The organism is Amycolatopsis sp. lyj-112 (assembly GCF_046549055.1).
In the GTDB taxonomy this organism is placed as follows: Bacteria; Actinomycetota; Actinomycetes; order Mycobacteriales; family Pseudonocardiaceae; genus Amycolatopsis.
The window spans coordinates 165,836-179,987 of sequence record NZ_JAJPWS010000005.1; the positions used below are offsets into that span (position 1 = coordinate 165,836).

General features: G+C 68.4%; 14 protein-coding genes. 8 read left to right on the forward strand and 6 right to left on the reverse strand.

The genetic code is table 11. From position 1 onward, the window contains the following. Positions 1–578 precede the first annotated feature (578 nt). From ACLJRL_RS19220 to ACLJRL_RS19230, 3 genes are read left to right on the forward strand one after another with little or no spacing between them, the layout of a single operon-like run. Positions 579–2,189, forward strand: coding sequence for an amidohydrolase (locus tag ACLJRL_RS19220; protein ID WP_410657583.1), 1,611 nt, complete (start codon positions 579–581; stop codon positions 2,187–2,189). 9 nt (positions 2,190–2,198) lie between these two features. Then, positions 2,199–3,803 carry an apolipoprotein N-acyltransferase gene (gene lnt / locus ACLJRL_RS19225; RefSeq protein WP_410657584.1) on the forward strand — a complete coding sequence of 535 codons (1,605 nt, stop codon included), beginning with the start codon at positions 2,199–2,201 and terminating at the stop codon, positions 3,801–3,803. Positions 3,804–3,829: 26 nt separating this feature from the next. Next, the gene (locus ACLJRL_RS19230; RefSeq protein WP_410657585.1) at positions 3,830–4,597 is read left to right on the forward strand and encodes a polyprenol monophosphomannose synthase; all 768 of its coding nucleotides are present in this window, start codon (positions 3,830–3,832) and stop codon (positions 4,595–4,597) included. Here the strand turns inward: ACLJRL_RS19230 and ACLJRL_RS19235 are convergent. Beyond that, positions 4,551–5,348, reverse strand: a complete 798-nt coding sequence (locus tag ACLJRL_RS19235) for a DeoR/GlpR family DNA-binding transcription regulator (protein ID WP_410657936.1) — start codon at positions 5,346–5,348, stop codon at positions 4,551–4,553. The two genes, ACLJRL_RS19230 and ACLJRL_RS19235, sit on opposite strands and share 47 nt — an antisense overlap. A 51-nt stretch (positions 5,349–5,399) precedes the next feature. Here ACLJRL_RS19235 and ACLJRL_RS19240 point away from each other — a divergent pair, with 51 nt between their 5' ends. From ACLJRL_RS19240 to ACLJRL_RS19250, 3 genes are all read left to right on the forward strand, one after another. Further along, entirely contained in the window at positions 5,400–5,783 is a 384-nt protein-coding gene (locus ACLJRL_RS19240; protein ID WP_410657586.1) for a DUF4406 domain-containing protein, read from the forward strand. 45 nt (positions 5,784–5,828) lie between these two features. Then, positions 5,829–7,136 carry a sigma-70 family RNA polymerase sigma factor gene (locus ACLJRL_RS19245; RefSeq protein ID WP_410657587.1) on the forward strand — a complete coding sequence of 436 codons (1,308 nt, stop codon included), beginning with the start codon at positions 5,829–5,831 and terminating at the stop codon, positions 7,134–7,136. Between the two features lie 76 nt (positions 7,137–7,212). Continuing rightward, the gene (locus tag ACLJRL_RS19250) at positions 7,213–7,998 is read left to right on the forward strand and encodes an SDR family NAD(P)-dependent oxidoreductase (RefSeq protein ID WP_410657588.1); all 786 of its coding nucleotides are present in this window, start codon (positions 7,213–7,215) and stop codon (positions 7,996–7,998) included. An 85-nt stretch (positions 7,999–8,083) separates the two neighbouring features. Here the strand turns inward: ACLJRL_RS19250 and ACLJRL_RS19255 are convergent, their stop codons facing one another. From ACLJRL_RS19255 to ACLJRL_RS19265, 3 genes are all read right to left on the reverse strand, one after another. Next, positions 8,084–8,431, reverse strand: a complete 348-nt coding sequence (locus ACLJRL_RS19255; RefSeq protein ID WP_027945319.1) for an RNA polymerase-binding protein RbpA — start codon at positions 8,429–8,431, stop codon at positions 8,084–8,086. 226 nt (positions 8,432–8,657) lie between these two features. After that, positions 8,658–9,416, reverse strand: a complete 759-nt coding sequence (locus tag ACLJRL_RS19260; RefSeq protein ID WP_410657589.1) for a thymidine kinase — start codon at positions 9,414–9,416, stop codon at positions 8,658–8,660. Between the two features lie 30 nt (positions 9,417–9,446). Further along, positions 9,447–10,847: an MFS transporter gene (locus ACLJRL_RS19265; RefSeq protein WP_410657590.1), complete on the reverse strand. Its 1,401-nt coding sequence runs from the start codon at positions 10,845–10,847 to the stop codon at positions 9,447–9,449. Positions 10,848–11,117: 270 nt separating this feature from the next. Between ACLJRL_RS19265 and ACLJRL_RS19270 the strand changes: the two genes are divergently transcribed. Then, positions 11,118–11,792, forward strand: coding sequence for a transglycosylase family protein (locus ACLJRL_RS19270; protein ID WP_410657591.1), 675 nt, complete (start codon positions 11,118–11,120; stop codon positions 11,790–11,792). 95 nt (positions 11,793–11,887) lie between these two features. On the opposite strand, the gene ACLJRL_RS19275 is transcribed toward ACLJRL_RS19270, so the two are convergent. Continuing rightward, the gene (locus tag ACLJRL_RS19275) at positions 11,888–12,667 is read right to left on the reverse strand and encodes a glycerophosphodiester phosphodiesterase (protein ID WP_410657592.1); all 780 of its coding nucleotides are present in this window, start codon (positions 12,665–12,667) and stop codon (positions 11,888–11,890) included. Between the two features lie 66 nt (positions 12,668–12,733). Here ACLJRL_RS19275 and ACLJRL_RS19280 point away from each other — a divergent pair, with 66 nt between their 5' ends. Next, positions 12,734–13,117 carry a hypothetical protein gene (locus tag ACLJRL_RS19280; protein WP_410657593.1) on the forward strand — a complete coding sequence of 128 codons (384 nt, stop codon included), beginning with the start codon at positions 12,734–12,736 and terminating at the stop codon, positions 13,115–13,117. A 1-nt stretch (position 13,118) separates the two neighbouring features. Here the strand turns inward: ACLJRL_RS19280 and ACLJRL_RS19285 are convergent, their stop codons facing one another. Further along, the gene (locus ACLJRL_RS19285; protein WP_410657594.1) at positions 13,119–14,099 is read right to left on the reverse strand and encodes a tyrosine-type recombinase/integrase; all 981 of its coding nucleotides are present in this window, start codon (positions 14,097–14,099) and stop codon (positions 13,119–13,121) included. Positions 14,100–14,152: the final 53 nt, after the last annotated feature.

Genomic DNA, 14,152 nt, shown 5'->3' on the forward strand with positions numbered 1-14,152 from the left:
AATATCCTGTCACATCGTTCCGGAGACGTAAATATTCCTGCCTTGCTCGGTGTGTCAGGCGGACACTGACTCCGCTCGTGAGCGGCTACGGAGGTACTCCGCGGCGGCGAGGAACAGTAGACCCCGCCGAAGAACCGAGGTGATGGACCGGCTCGAGCCTGGTCGACGTCATGGCTCCGGCGCCGCCGAACACCAGCACCGAGGCGAGCGGGCCGAGTACGGGGACGACCGCGCCACCGACGGCGAATTGCACCCTCCAGCGAGGCCCCCACCAGACATCCGGCCGCGACGCCCACCGCGGCCGCCAGCAAGCCCAGCACCGGCTGGTACGCCACGGTGTACACGGCCAGCAGCAGGTCAGTGGGCCACCCAGCCGGCACGGCCAAGGTGATCAACGGCCGCAGGATCGAGGTGTCACGGACGGCGGTGAAACGACCACCGCGCCGAGCCCCAAGGCCGCCGACACGGTGGTCCCGACGACGGCGCGATCGGCTTCGAACTTCATGGATCCGGCTCCCCGGCTCATTTCACCGACCCTAGCCACGTCGTGATCAGCCGCACGCTGCAAACTCGGAAGCGTGACGAAAGCGCGAACGACCCTCCTTCTCGGCGGGCGCACCTACACTCCGTCGGCCCCCGACGCCACCGCCATGGCGATCACGGACGGAACCGTTGTCTGGGTGGGACAGGACAATCCGGCGAAAACCCTGCACCCCGACGCCGAGGTGGTCGACCTCGACGGCGCGTTCGTCGCCCCCGCGTTCGTCGACGCGCACGTCCACGCCACCGCCACCGGCCTGCACCTCACCGGGCTGAACCTGACCACCGTCCGCAGCGCCGCCGAACTGCTGGCCGCCGTCCGCGACACCGCCCGGCCCGGCCAGGTGCTCGTGGCACACGGCTGGGACGAGTCACGATGGCGCGACGGCAGGCTGCCCAGCCGCGCGGAGATCGACGAAGCCGCGGGAACGACGCCGGTGTACCTCAGCCGCGTCGACGTCCACTCCGCCCTCGTCTCCAGCGCCCTCGTCGCACTGGCCCCCGGCGTGCACGACACCCAGGGCTGGTCCGTCGACGGACCCCTGACCCGCGACGCCCATCACCGGGTCCGCGCCGCGATGCGCGAGGCGATCACCCCGGAACAGCGCCGCGAAGCCCAGCGGGCGTTCCTCGCCGAGGCAGCCGCCCAGGGCATCGTCAGTGTCCACGAGTGCGCCGGCCCCGACATCTCCGGCGCCGACGACCTGACCGGCCTGCTCACCCTCGCCGCGGGGCCGGGACTGCCCGAGGTCGTCGGCTACTGGGGCGAGCGCGGCGGAGTCGACACCGCCCGCGCGCTGGGAGCCAGGGGAGTGGCGGGCGACCTGTTCGTCGACGGCGCCCTCGGCTCTCGCACGGCCGCCCTGCACGAGCCTTACACCGACGCACCCGGCACCTCCGGGACGCTCTACCTCGACGCACCCGCCATCGGCGAGCACATCGCCGCCTGCACCGAAGCCGGTCTGCAGGCAGGCTTCCACGTCATCGGCGACGCCGCGGTCGCGGAGGTCGTCGAAGGATTCCGCCTGGCGGAGAAGACCGTCGGACAGCGGGCGCTGGCCGCCCGGCACCACCGGCTGGAGCACGTCGAGATGATCGACACCGACCAGGCGCGGGCACTCGCGGGCTGGGGTGTGGTCGCTTCGGTCCAGCCGCTGTTCGACGACGCCTGGGGCGGCGAGCACGGTATGTACACCGACCGTCTCGGTGCCGGCCGGGCCGCGAAGCTCAATCCCTTCGCGGCCATGGCCGCCGAAGGACTCCTGCTGGCCTTCGGCTCCGACGCCCCGGTCACGCCACTGGACCCGTGGGCCACCGTCCGCGCCGGGACCTACCACCGCACCCCGGGCTCGGGCCTGTCCGCCCGCGCCTCCTTCACCGCGCACACGCGCGCCGGCCACCGCGCCGCCGGGGTCAACGACGGCGTCACCGGCAGCCTGACGCCGGGCGCTCCCGCGCACTACGCGATCTGGGACGCGTCCGACCTCGTCGTGGCGACACCGGATTCCCGGGTCCAGCGCTGGTCGACCGACCCCCGGGCCGGCGTTCCCCCGCTCCCGAACCTGGCCGAAGGCGCTCCGCTGCCCCGATGCCTGCGCACCGTCCGCGACGGGCAGGTCATCCACGATGTGTTCACCCGGACGGCCTAGGGTTCAGGAGTGTCTTCGACCGTGACGAATCCGGACCCCGACGTGGCGCCCGAACCGGCCGGGCGCAGGCGGTTCTCGCGCGCCTGGCTCCTGCGTTTCGTCGTGGCCGCGGCGTCGGGATTCACGCTGTACCTGAGCTTCGCGCCCCGCCCGCTCTGGTGGCTCGCGCCGCTGGCGTTCACCGCGTTCGCCCTGGTCGTGCACGGACGCAGGTTCCGCGGCGCGTTCGGTTACGGCTTCGTGTTCGGAGTGGCGTTCTTCCTGCCACTGCTGACCTGGCTGCTGGACTTCCTCGGCCCCGGCTTCGGGCCGTGGCCATGGCTCGGCCTGGCGATGGCGCTCGCGGTGTACCTCGGCTTCGGCGGAGCTTTCGCCACCGTGGTGTGGAACCTGCCGCTCGGGCCACTCTGGGCGGCCCTGGTGATCATCGCGCTGGAGACCCCGCGCGCCTGGTTCCCCTTCGGCGGTTTCCCGTGGGGCCGCGTGGCGTTCAGCCAGCCCGAGGGCGCGTTCCTCCCACTGGCGTCGATCGGCGGCGCTCCGCTGGTGGGCCTCGCCGTCGTCCTGACCGGTTTCGGCCTCGCCGCGGTGTGCTTGCGCGTGAAGGCCGCCGGCCCCCGGCGCTCCCTCGTGGCCGCATCGGTACTGACGCTGGTGCCGGCGCTGGCGGGTCTCGCCGTGTGGCCGACGATCGGTACCGAGGCCCAGGACGGCGAACTCACCATCGCCACGGTCCAGGGCAACGCCCCTGACATCGGGCTCGCGCTGGAAGGCCGCCGCGACGAACTCCGCAGCAACCACCTCGCCGAGAGCGCCCGGCTGCTCGAACAGCTCAAGGCGAGCAACACCAAGATCGATCTGCTGATCTGGCCGGAGACCGCGATGGCCATGCGCTCCGGTGACACCGGTGTCGATCAGATGGTCCGCGATTACGGCATCCAGGCGATCATCGGTGCGCTGGTCCGGCTGCCGGACGGCTCCGCGCAGAACTCCGCGCTCGTCTGGGACCCCGTCACCGGCCCCGGCCAGCGCTACGCCAAACAGCAGCTCGTCCCGTTCGGCGAGTACGTCCCCGCCCGCGAGCTCGCCGAGCTGGTGACCCCGTTCGTCGACAGCGTGGCGAACATGACACCCGGTGACGGCGCCAACTCCGCGCTGTCGGTCGCGGGAACCAAGGTCGGGGTGTTCATCTGCTACGAGACCGCGTTCGACTACCCGGCCCGGGAATCGGTCGCCGACGGAGCCGAACTGCTCGTCGTGCCGACCAACAACGCCTGGTACGGGCCGGGGGAGATGAGCTACCAGCAGCTGGCGATGTCTCGGCTGCGCGCGGTCGAGCACGGCCGCGCCGTCGTCGTCTCCGCCACCAGCGGAGTGAGCGCGATCGTCGCCCCCGACGGTTCGATCACGGCCTCTACCAGCCTGTTCACCGCAGATTCCCTGGTGGGGCGAGTACCGCTGAGGCAGCAGACTACGCTGTCGGATCTACTCGGTGTTACGACGGAGTACGGGCTGCTGGCCCTGGCGTTCGCCGGGGTGGCCGGTGGGTTCGTGCTCCGTTTTCGCACCCGGCGCGCGAGCGTCGCCAAGGCAACGAGGGAAGCGGCGGGCTGACCCGCCGGAACACGGAGGAAAGACGGATGGCGCAGGCGCCACGGGGGGACCAGGGAATCGACCCGGTGCTGGTGGTGATCCCGACGTACAACGAGCGGGAGAACATCAGCCCGATCCTGGAACGCCTGCTCAAGGCACTCCCGGACGTGCACGCCCTCGTCGTCGACGACGGCAGCCCGGACGGGACCGGCGACATCGCCGACGAACTCGCCAAGGCCGACGAGCGGATCCAGGTCATGCACCGGACCGAGAAGGCCGGGCTGGGTGCCGCGTACGTCGCCGGGTTCCGCTGGGGTCTCGCCCGTGAGTACGCCACCATCGTCGAGATGGACGCCGACGGCTCGCACGCGCCGGAAGACCTTCCCCGGGTGCTCGCGGCGCTGGAAGACGCGGATCTGTCCATCGGCTCCCGGTACGTTCCCGGTGGCAGCACGGTGAACTGGCCGTTCCGGCGCAAGGCGCTGTCCTGGGTGGCGAACTTCTACGCCAGGATCGCGCTCGGCACGAAGATCAACGACATCACCGCGGGTTTCCGCGCGTACCGTCGCACGGTGCTGGAGAAGCTCGCGCTCGACGAGGTCGCTTCGCGCGGTTACTGCTTCCAGATCGACCTCGCGTTCCGCACGAAGCTCGCCGGCTTCGAGGTGGTCGAGGTGCCGATCACCTTCACCGAACGTGAGATCGGTCAGTCGAAGATGAGCGGTTCAGTCGTGCGCGAGGCGATCGTGCTGGTCGGCGTCTGGGGTCTCAAGCGTCGCTGGCAGCAGCTGCGCGGGCTGGCCAAGAAGGGCTGACCCCGAGCACGCTGACCCCGAGCTTTCCCAGTTCCCGCACGGTCGGTTCGTCCGGTGCCGCGTCGGTGATCACGCCGGCGACGTCGGACAGGGGAAGCACGGTGAACGGGGACGCGGCACCGATCTTCTCGGAACTGGCCAGCACGTAGGTGTCGGCCGCGCGTTTGGCGAGGGTCCGCTTCATCGCGGCCTCGTCGGAGTCACCGGTGGTGAGCCCGGTCTCCGGGTGCACCCCGGTCACGCCGAGGAAGAACAGGTCCGCGTTGATCCCTTTGGCCGCTTCCGCCGCGGCCGCACCGCACGTGACCGCGGAGTGCTTGAACAGCCGCCCGCCGATGAGGAACACCTCGACCTTCGGGTGCGTGACGAGCGCGGCCGCGACGGTGGGGCTGTGTGTGACGATCGTCGCCTCGAGGTCGACGGGCAAGGCCTTCGCCAGCGCGAGCGCGGTGGTGCCGCCGTCGAGGATGACGGTCGACCCGAGCCGGATCAACGCTGCTGCACGTTTCGCGATCCGTTCCTTGCCCGCGACGCTGACCGCCATCCTCGTCGCGTAGTCCGCGGTGGCGGGGGAGAGTGGCAAAGCTCCGCCGTAGACTCGCTGACAAAGCCCGGCCGCCGCGAGTTCTCGCAGGTCACGGCGAAGACTGTCCTCCGATACGGCTAGTTCGGCGGCGAGATCCTTGGCCACGATCCGGCCGTCGGTTTTCAGGCGCTCCAGCAGCAGGTCTCGTCGTTGCGCAGCCAACATTTGCACGTTCCTCCTTGTTTTTGCCGATTGTTGCACATTATGCTCCGGCTCATGACCAAACCTCTCCTGATTCTCATCGCCGGTCCGTACCGCTCCGGCACCGGCGACGACCCCGAACTGCTCGCCCGCAACCTCGCCCGGCTCGAAGAAGCCGCGTGGCCGATCTTCCGCAGCGGCCACGTGCCGATGATCGGCGAGTGGGTCGCCCTGCCGGTACTGCGCGGCGCGGGCGGGAAGACCATCGCCGACCCGGTCGCCAAGGACGTGATGTACCCGACCGCAGACAGGCTCCTGCACCACTGCGACGCCGTCCTGCGCCTGCCGGGGGAGTCCACCGGTGCCGACCAGGACGTCGCCATCGCCCTGTCCCGTGGACTGGCGGTGTACCACCACCTCGAAGATATCCCCGGATACCTGCCCGCCACGTCGGCATAATGCGTAACGCGATCGAGCGTGACGTTTCCGGGGGAAGGTGAATCCGTGACCGGACAGGCCTGTGCGAAATGCGGCGGCCCACTGCCACCGAAGACGGGGTCGCGCGGGCGCACCGCCGTCTACTGCTCGGCCGCGTGCCGCCAGCAGGCCTACCGGTCACGGCGCACCCCCACCTCCGACGTCGCGACTCTCATCTCCGAGGTCGGCCGCGTCGCGAACCGGCTGACACCCCAGCCACCGGACACTTTCTTCGCCGACCTCACCACGCTCACCTCGGACGTCGGCAGGCTGCGGCGCATCGCGCAGCTCGCGCTGAGCACGAAAGACACCGAATCGCCGGATGAAAGCGTCACGCCGGAGCCTGTGACGGAAATCCTGGACGAAGTCGCCTTCGCCGGCCGGATCGAGCAGCACCAGCGGGAACTGCGCGTCCACTGCTATCGCATGGTCGGCTCTTACGACGACGCGGAGGACCTGGTTCAGGAGACCTTCCTGCGAGCCTGGCGTGGCCGCGAAGGTTTCGAAGGCCGGTCGAGTTTCCGCGCCTGGCTCTACCGCATCGCCACCAACACCTGCCTGGACTTCCTCCGTCGCATCAAGCGGGTCCCGCGCCCCTACGACCCGCTGCCGGGCGTCGACCAGCTTGGCGGACCACCCCAGTTCATGCCCTGGCTGCAGCCGTTCCCGGACCAGGAGGTCGCTTCGGCGGAGGCCGAACCCGGCGAGGTCGCGGAGACCCGGGAGACGATGGAGCTGGTGTTCCTCACCGCCATTCAGCACCTTCCGCCGAAGCAACGGGCCGTCGTGATCCTCAACGACGTCCTCGGGTGGAAGGCCGCGGAGACCGCCGAGCTACTGGAAACCAGTGTCGCTTCGGTCACCAGCGCACTCCAGCGTGCCCGGCCCACCCTGCGGGAACGTCTGCCGGGACGCCGAGCCGAGTGGGTGCGGACCGCCGAGCCGACCGAGGAGGAGCAGGCGATTTTGCGGCGCTACATGGCCGCCGCCACCGGCAGCGGCGACCTCCGGGGCATGGCCGAGCTGCTCAAGGAAGACGTGCTGCTCACGATGCCTCCGAATCCACTGTGGTTCTCCGGCCGCGACGTCTTCCTCAAGTTCGTCAGCGAGTCCCTCGATCCAGCCTCACCGACGTACTTCGGCGAATGGAAACACCTGCCGACCAGAGCGAACCGGCTCCCCGCCGCGGCCGGATACGTCCGACGGCCGGGCACCCGGATCTACCGGGCCCAGGTCCTCGACGTATTGCGGATCGAGGACGGGAAGGTCGCCGAGATCACCGCTTTCGAACCGCATCTGTTCCCCGCGTTCGGACTGCCCCTGACGATCACCTGAAGACCGATGAGTCCCGGCCACCTTCTGCGTCTCAACGGTCGAGCACCACGAACCGACCTACGCGGAAGGAACACCCATGAGCCTCGAGAACAAGAACGCGGTCCTCTACGGCGCCGGCGGATCGATCGGCGGCGGTGTCGCCAGGGAGTTCGCCGCGCGCGGCGCCCGCGTCTTCCTCACCGGGCGCCACGAACCGGCGCTGACGAAGCTCGCCGAAGAGATCAACGGGACCGGGGGACAGGCCGACGTCGCCGTCGTCGACGCCCTCGACGAAACCGCGGTCGACGACCACGCGGCGTCCGTGGTGGCCGAGGCGGGCAGCCTCGACATCTCGCTCAACCTCGTCACGCGGGGCGACATCCAGGGCATCCCGCTCGTGGAGATGTCGGTCGAGGACTACGTCGGCCCGATCACCACCGGCATCACCACCAACTTCATCACCGCCCGCGCGGCAGCCCGGCACATGATCGCCCAGGGTTCCGGCGTCATCCTCGCCCTCGACAGCGGCTCCGCTCACGGCAGCCCGATGATGGGTGCGACGGGCTCGATCGACGCCGCGTTGGACACCTACATCCGCAACCTCGCCGTCGAGATCGGCCCGCACGGCGTCCGCGCCCTCGGTATCTGGGTGGCCGGCATCCCGGAGACGTTCACCCCCGAGAAGCTCGCCGCCGTCGACAACCGGTTGCCGGCGACCCCGGAGATGATCGAGAACGTCCTCGCCGCCCTCACCGAGGCCCGGATGACCAAACGATCGCCCAGGCTGGCGGAGGTCGCCGCCACCCTGGCGTTCCTCGCCTCCGACGACGCCATGGGCATCACCGCCACCTTCGTCAACGTCACCAGCATGTATCCCAGCTGACCCCGGACATGACGAAGGCCCCCGCGGAGGGAGGTCGCGGGGGCCTTCGTCGTTCGTGGTGGGGCTAGCTACTTGTGCCGTGCCGTCAGGCGGACCGGCTGGTCCGTCGTCCCTTCAGCTCGGCGAGACGTTCGTTGAGCAGATCTTCGAGCTCCGGAATCGAGCGGCGCTCCAGGAGCATGTCCCAGTGCGTCCTCGGGGGCTTGACCTTCTTCTGCTCCGGCTGTCCGCCGTCCACGATCTCGGACTCGCTGCCGTGCAGCCTGCACTCCCACACCGAGGGGATCTCGGCGTCGTCGGAGAAGGGCACCTCGAACTCGTGGTTCTTGGGGCAGGCGTAGCGCACGGTGCGCCGAGGCGCGAGGTCGTGGTTGCGGTCGGTCTCGTAGCTGACCGCTCCCAGCCGGCTTCCACGGAGAACACGGTCGGCCATGATGGGGGTCCTTTCAGTCAGCTCCGGGTGGAGCCAGGGTGATGCTCACTTTATGCAACGACAAAGGGGGCCAGAGGATTCCCTGAACACCATGTCCTTGCTCACGATGAGCTGCGTCACCCGGTGGCATCAGCTTCCTCTAGTAGGAGTGACTTCGCGCTCCGGCGTGACGTGAATACGGCCATCTTGGTGCGGATATCCCCCAGATGGGCTAGTAGTACGCCCGTTACGTCAACCGTAACTGACCGTGTTGGGCCGTGGTAGGACCCAGGTCACCCAGACGGAAGTGACGACGGCACAGTACCTGATAACGGACCGTGTTCGATTCGCCCTCAGAACGTAATGTTGATGAAGATTCAACTACAGACTGTTCGGTATCCGCCACTACAACGGTGTCCCCAGCCCGCAAAACCTCACCGTCCCGGACACGAGCATTGAACCGTCCCGTCTGCCCGCACCAGCACAACACCTCGACCTGAACCGGCTGCAACTCGTCGGCCAGCTCGAACAACCGCGCCGCTCCGGGGAACAACGTGCTCCGGAAATCCGTCGCGATACCGAAGCAGTACACGTCGATCTGGACGTCATCGGCCAGCTCAGCCAGCTGATCCACCTGATCGGGGGACAAGAACTGCGCCTCATCCACGATCAGGTAGTCCACATGCCGCCCCGCCGCCCACTGCTCACGCACCAGCAACCGCAGATCGGTATCGGTCCCCACCTCGGTCGCCTTACGCGTCAGCCCGATCCGGCTGGTGATCTGCGGCTCGCCGGACCGGTCATGCCGCACCAGCACCATCCCGCGACGACCCTGCCGCGCGTGGTTGTGGTCGATCTGCAACGCCAGCGTCGACTTCCCGCAGTCCATCGGCCCGTAACAGAACTTCAGCCTCCCGACGACCGGCACACTCCGCCGTGAACCCGCCACCGGCACCGACGACAACGCGTCCGTGGGATCCGGGCCACTCTCCTTCAGTACGGTCACGACGCTCGACCCTATCGGCACCCCTTCCGGTCACAGCACCGCCGGTGGTCGGTTGCCCGCCGCCTCGATCGCCCGCCGCACCGGGACCAGCCACACGAACACGAACCCGAGTACGAAGAAGATCACCAAAGCGATGATCGCGTACCGGAACGAACCGGTGATCTGCCCGACCGCGGCGAACAACAGGGGACCGAGCCACGACGTGCCCCGCTCACCGACCACGTACAACGAGAAGTACTGAGCGTCCTTCCCCTCCGGGATCATCTGACCGAACAACGACCGCGACAACGCGTTCGTTCCACCCAGCACCAACCCGATCCCGACGGCCACCGCGTAGAACTGCAACGGCTGCCCGGCCTCGATGAAGAACGCGAAGACCAGCACCGCCACCCACGCCACCAAACTGCCCAGGATCGTCTTCTTCGCCCCGATCCGGGCCGCGATCGCCCCGTGGATCATCGCACCGGCGTAGGCCAGGAACTGGATCACCAGTACCGTCACGATCAGGACCTCGGTGCTGTACTTCAACTCGTCCTTGCCGTACTGCGCCGACACCGCCACCACGGTCGTGATCCCGTCGGTGAAGACCAGATAACTCCCCAGGAACGCCAGCGTCAGGGGATAGGCCTTCGCCTCGGAGATCGTCTTCTTCAGCTCCTTGAACCCCGCCGTGAGCACCGAGAGACCCCGCTCCGCGGACTTCGGCACATGGATCTGGGGGAGTGCCCGCACCGCCGGGATGGTGAACAACGCCCACCAGATCCCCGACGTCAGGAAACAGATCTGGACGGCCAGCCCCTCGCTCACGCCGAAGGACTCGTGATTCATGAAGAACACCAGCTGCAACGCCAGCGCCAGACCGCCACCGAGGTACCCGAACGCCCACCCCTTCGTCGACACCGAGTCCCGCTCATCAGGCTCCGCGATGTCGACCAGGAACGAGTAGTAGACGACCAGAGCGCCGCCGTAACCGATGTTGGCCAAGATGAACGTCCAGACCCCGACCTGCCAGTTCGTCCCCGCGACGAAGAACATCAGCGCCGACGCCACCGCACCCAGGAACGCGAACCCGCCCAGGATCCGCCGCTTGTGCCTGCTCCGGTCCGCGATCGCGCCCGCGATCGGCAGCACCAGCACCTGCGTCACCGTCGCGATCGACAGCAGATACCCCCAGAGCGATCCCGCCGGGAAATGCAGCCCGAACAACGAGACGTCGCAGTTCTGGAGTTTGTTCGCGACTCCACCCGAATCGGTGCACGCCCTGTCCCCGTTAAGGGTGAAATTCGCCTTGGCATCAGTGGACGCCACATCGCTCAAATAGAGCGCTCCGAAGACGGTGATCACCGACGAATAGAACGGCGAATTGGCCCAGTCGTAGAGGTACCAAGCGCGCCATACCCGCTTGCGATCGCGGGTCCCGGCCACCGTCATGCACTGCTCCTGAGGTCGTAAACGTCGAGGTCAGGCGGGAGACTACTGGTGATCACCCGCACCTGTCCGGCACGAGTCCGGACCGTGTTCGTTTCGACGCCCGACACGTCCTCTCGGCCGGCTTCGCGACCATCGTCGGCGTGTCGCTGACAGAAAGCGCGTGTGTTTCATGTGAGGCTGAAGGGCGTGGTGTGACTCTTGTGAAGCAAGTGTCCGTTATTTACTGTTCCGCTCATGAGGACCCATCGCCTTCGCACAGCACACCGCGTAGTGGCGAGAACGCTCCTGCTCGCCCTCGCCGTGACGGGCCTGCAGATCGCCACCACCGGATCCGCCGCCGCGGATCCCCACGGGTCCCACTGGGCCAAACTCCGCATGTGTGAATCGAGCGGCCGCTACGCCATCAACACCGGCAACGGCTACTACGGCGCCTACCAGTTCGACCTGCCCACCTGGCGCAGCGTCGGCGGCCAAGGACGCCCCGACCAGGCCAGCCCCCGCGAACAGGACTACCGGGCCCTCTACCTCTACCGCATGCGCGGCTGGCAACCCTGGGAATGCGCCGGCAAACTCGGCTTCCGCAACGACGGCGACGCCCGCAGCAAACGCGTCCCGAGCTACGCCGACTCCGCCTACATCGGCGGGGGAGGACAACCGGCCCCACCGCCGCCGCCCAAGCCGAAGCCCACCCCACCGGCCCCGCCCGGCGGCCCCAAGCCCGCCTGGCCCGGCGTCGTCTACGCCTACGGCGACTGCGCCCAGCCACTGGTCGCGTTCCAGCTGAGGATGAACGCCTTCGGCTACGGCTTCACCGGCACCGGCTGCTACTACGAGAAGACCCGCGAAGCCGTCCTCGCCCTCCAACGGGCCAACGGCATCAAAGACTCGGGCCTCCTCGGACCCAAGACCTGGGACGCCGCCTGGAACGGCAAAGCACCCCGGTAGACCTCGGCCTGCCCCATGCTATGAACGGCCCGTTACTTGCAAATTTTGCAAGTAACGGGCCGTTCATAGCACGCACGAGGGGAGCAGGAAGGCACTCAGGACGGCCAAGCGCCTCGCTCCCGAAGCACCTCACGCAGCAGATCCGGCCGATCCGTCACGATCCCGTGCACCCCCAGGTCCAGCAGGAGCCGCATCTCCGCCGGATCGTCCACCGTCCAGGTGTGCACCTCGATCCCCGCCCGCGTCGCCTGCCGCAGGAACGCCCGGTCCACCACCTTCAACCGCCCCTGACGCACCGGCACCTGCGCCATCGCACCCCGCGACAACGCCCGCAACGAAATCAGCGGCACGAAGCCGTTCGCCCACAGCATCGCCACCGACCGCGGCCCCATCGCGGTCACCATCTTCGGCCCCGCCAGCTTCCGGATCCGTGCCAGCCGCGCATCCGAGAACGACGCCGCCGCGACCCGTTCGTACGCCCCGGTCCGCTCGATCGCGCGCACGAAAGGCGCCACCACCTGGTTCGACTTCACGTCGATGTTGAACCGCGCCTCCGGCAACTCCTCAAGGACGTCCTCCAGCCGCGACAACGGAGCACGACCACCGATCTTGACGTTCCGCAGCTGCGCCCACGTCTGCCGGCCGATCAGCCCGGCACCGTCCGTCGTCCGATCCAGCGCCGCGTCGTGATGCACCACCACCACACCGTCCGACGTCGCGTGCACGTCGGTCTCCAGATAGCGATAGCCCTCCGTCACGGCCTGCTGGAACGCCGGCAGAGAGTTCTCCAGCCCTTCCAGATCACCCAGGTGCCAGCCCCGGTGGGCGAAGGCACGGGGAAGCGGGTCGGCGAGGTACGGAAACGGTGTCGGCACCCCACTAGTGTGCACTTCCCTTGTGGCCCCGGCATGATCGTCCGATGGCCAGCTAGGGTTCGTGCCGTGAGGGAAGTCGCCGAGCAGCCGAAGACGTCCGCCGAAGAGCTGTCCGAGCTGCGCCGCGCGGGAGCACCGAAGCACTGCGGATGGTGCGGCCGACGCCTCGAACAGGCAGGCAACGTCGGCAGGCGCCGCCGCTACTGTGGGCAATCCTGTCGCCAGCGCGCCTACGAACGCCGCACGGCACTCCAGCGCAGCGGCCTGCCCGAAGACGCCGTCGTCCTCTCCGACACCGAGATCGCCACCCTCCAGGACCGGCTCTTCCAGCTCCGCTGCGCCGCCGAAGACGTCGTCACCGCAGCCGACGACGGCGCCTCCGTCAGCGAACTCCGCGGCCTCGCCGGCGAGATCGCCCAGGCCGCCAAGGACCTCGAACAGCTCCGCTGACCTACACGATCCCGTCCAGCGCCCGGTAAGTCCGGTTGCTCGCGGCCGCCGCCCGCTGCTCCCGCCCGGTCGCCTCGATGTAGTTCTGGCTGGTCGCCAGGCTCGCGTGCCCCAGCAGCGCCATGATCTCCGACGCCGTCGCGCCGTCCTCGGCCAGCCGCGTCGCGAAAGTGTGCCGCAGCGCGTGGAGATTCGCCCCGACCGGCACCCGGTCATGCAGCCCGGCCCACCGATAGCAGGATTTCACCAGGTACTCCAGCGCGCCGCGGCCGATCGGCTCGCCCGCACGATCGCGAAGGAGGGGAGTGGCGGGCCCGAACCGCTGCTGCGCGAAGCGACGACGGCACGAGGCCAGGTACTCCTCGATGATCTTCTCCATGATCGGCTGCACCGGGATCGACCGGTCGCGACTGCCCTTGCCATGGACGTGCAACCGCATCTCGCCCGTACGACCGACCAACGACCTCGTCGTCAGCGCTCGCATCTCGGCCGCGCGCAGTCCGGCGACCAGCCCGAGCGCGATCACCAGGACGTCCCGCTCCGGCCACGGATCCCGCGTACGACGCGAACCGTCCGCCGCGGCCGCGAGCAACTGCTCCGGGGTTTCCTCGCCCCGCAACGGTTTCGGTGTCAGCGGCGGCGCCTTCGGCCGGGCGACGGCGCCCATCGGGTTGCCCGCCAGCAGCCCGTCGGACACGCAGAAGGTGAGGAACTGGTTCCAGGTCGACCAAGCGCGTAAGACCGAACTCTTGGCGTGCGTGTCCGCGAAGGCGCCGAACGCGTTCCGCAGCGCTTGCGCCGTGAGCATCTCGACGGTGAGCTCGTCAGGGGAGCGGCCCAGTTCGCCGAGCAGGAGAGTGGTGATGCCGGCGAGGTCCCGGCGGTAGGCGTCGGTGGTGTGAGGGGAATCCTTGCGGGGACGACGTGCGGCGAAAAAGGCTTGCTGTGCCTCGGAAACCCTCATAGGCATCTTGTACCGCATGGCACCGACAGTCTTACACTGGGTTATATTCCGTTTCATGCATAATAGTGATT

Bases quoted from the DNA above. Each gene is read 5' to 3' on its own strand.
- ACLJRL_RS19230 (WP_410657585.1), top strand. From the start codon at position 3,830: ATGGCGCAGGCGCCACGGGGGGACCAGGGAATCGACCCGGTGCTGGTG.
- ACLJRL_RS19235 (WP_410657936.1), bottom strand. From the start codon at position 5,348: ATGTTGGCTGCGCAACGACGAGACCTGCTGCTGGAGCGCCTGAAAACC.
- ACLJRL_RS19240 (WP_410657586.1), top strand. From the start codon at position 5,400: ATGACCAAACCTCTCCTGATTCTCATCGCCGGTCCGTACCGCTCCGGC.
- ACLJRL_RS19250 (WP_410657588.1), top strand. From the start codon at position 7,213: ATGAGCCTCGAGAACAAGAACGCGGTCCTCTACGGCGCCGGCGGATCG.
- ACLJRL_RS19255 (WP_027945319.1), bottom strand. From the start codon at position 8,431: ATGGCCGACCGTGTTCTCCGTGGAAGCCGGCTGGGAGCGGTCAGCTAC.
- ACLJRL_RS19265 (WP_410657590.1), bottom strand. From the start codon at position 10,847: ATGACGGTGGCCGGGACCCGCGATCGCAAGCGGGTATGGCGCGCTTGG.
- ACLJRL_RS19285 (WP_410657594.1), bottom strand. From the start codon at position 14,099: ATGCGGTACAAGATGCCTATGAGGGTTTCCGAGGCACAGCAAGCCTTT.